This is a genomic window from Aquipseudomonas alcaligenes NBRC 14159, assembly GCF_000467105.1.
Taxonomy (GTDB): domain Bacteria; phylum Pseudomonadota; class Gammaproteobacteria; order Pseudomonadales; family Pseudomonadaceae; genus Aquipseudomonas; species Aquipseudomonas alcaligenes.
The window spans coordinates 1-1,095 of the sequence record NZ_BATI01000103.1; the positions used below are offsets into that span (position 1 = coordinate 1).

General features: G+C 63.5%; 1 protein-coding gene. It reads right to left on the reverse strand.

What is annotated here, in order from left to right:
- Nucleotides 1-1,086: DUF5801 repeats-in-toxin domain-containing protein (locus PA6_RS22225; RefSeq protein ID WP_255209955.1), on the reverse strand; the 1,086-nt coding region annotated here is incomplete at its 3' end.
- Nucleotides 1,087-1,095: the final 9 nt, after the last annotated feature.

A 1,095-nucleotide genomic window follows, 5' to 3' on the forward strand; every position in this document is an offset into this window, starting at 1 on the left:
ACCGCTGACATTCAGCGCATCCGCATCATCGGTGCCAGCCGGGCCGCCGGCGATACCGCCCGCCAGGGCGTCATCGTCCAGCTGTACGTCGAGGTTGGAGCTGGTCGAGGGGCCGTCATCGTCGAAGGCGATCTTGCCACCCAGATCCAGGGTCTTGTCGGCGGTGGCGAAGTCGCCGTCACCATCGGTGATGGTGGCGGTCAGGGTCAGGCCGATTTTGCCAGCGAGCAGCACTTCCTCCTGGTTGCTGTAATTGCTGCCTGAGCCGGGCGCATCGTGGAAGATCTCCTGGAACTGGGTCAGGGTGATCTGGCCAGTGCCCGAGTTCACCGCCAGTGAGAAGACGGTATTGCCAGCAGCCACCCCGACAAGGGTCGCCGAGGACGAGCCGACGATCTCACCACCGATCTTGTACAGGTAGATGGGCCCTGCGGCGCTGTTCATGCCAGAGGCCAGAGGCCCATTGCCGCCAGACAGCAGGTTGAGGCTGTACGACTGGACGATGTTGCCGGGACCATCCGCGCCATAGCTGGATGAAGACACGACCAGTGCACCGCCGAAGTTGCCGGAGTCGGTATCGGAACTGGCGCCTATGGTCTGGGCATCCTGGGTATTCAGGGTCGGCACCGGTGCGGTTCCGAAGCCCAGCGTGATGCTGGGACCGTCGTCATCGAAGGCCACCTTGCCGCCCAGGTCGAGGGTCTTGTCGGCGCTGGCGGTATCGCCGTCACCGTCGGTGATGACGACCGTGCCCTTCAGGCCTACGAGGCCGCTACCCAGCACGGCTTCCTGGTTGCTGTAGTTGCTGCCGACACCCGGGGCGCTGTGGTCGATTTCCTCGAACTGGGTCAGGGTGACCTGGCCAGTCGCCGAGTTCACCGACAAGGTGAAGATGGTATTGCTCGGGTCGACGCCCGCCTCACTGGCCGAGGTCGAGCCGTAGATCACCCCGCCACTCTCATAGAGATAGACGGTAGCGCCGTCGCTGCTCAGCCCCGAGGAAGTGCCCTCTGCGGCGATCATGGTCAATGCATAGCTGGCACTGACACTCCCCGCACCATCGGCACCATAGTTCTGACTGGTAATGGTGAATGC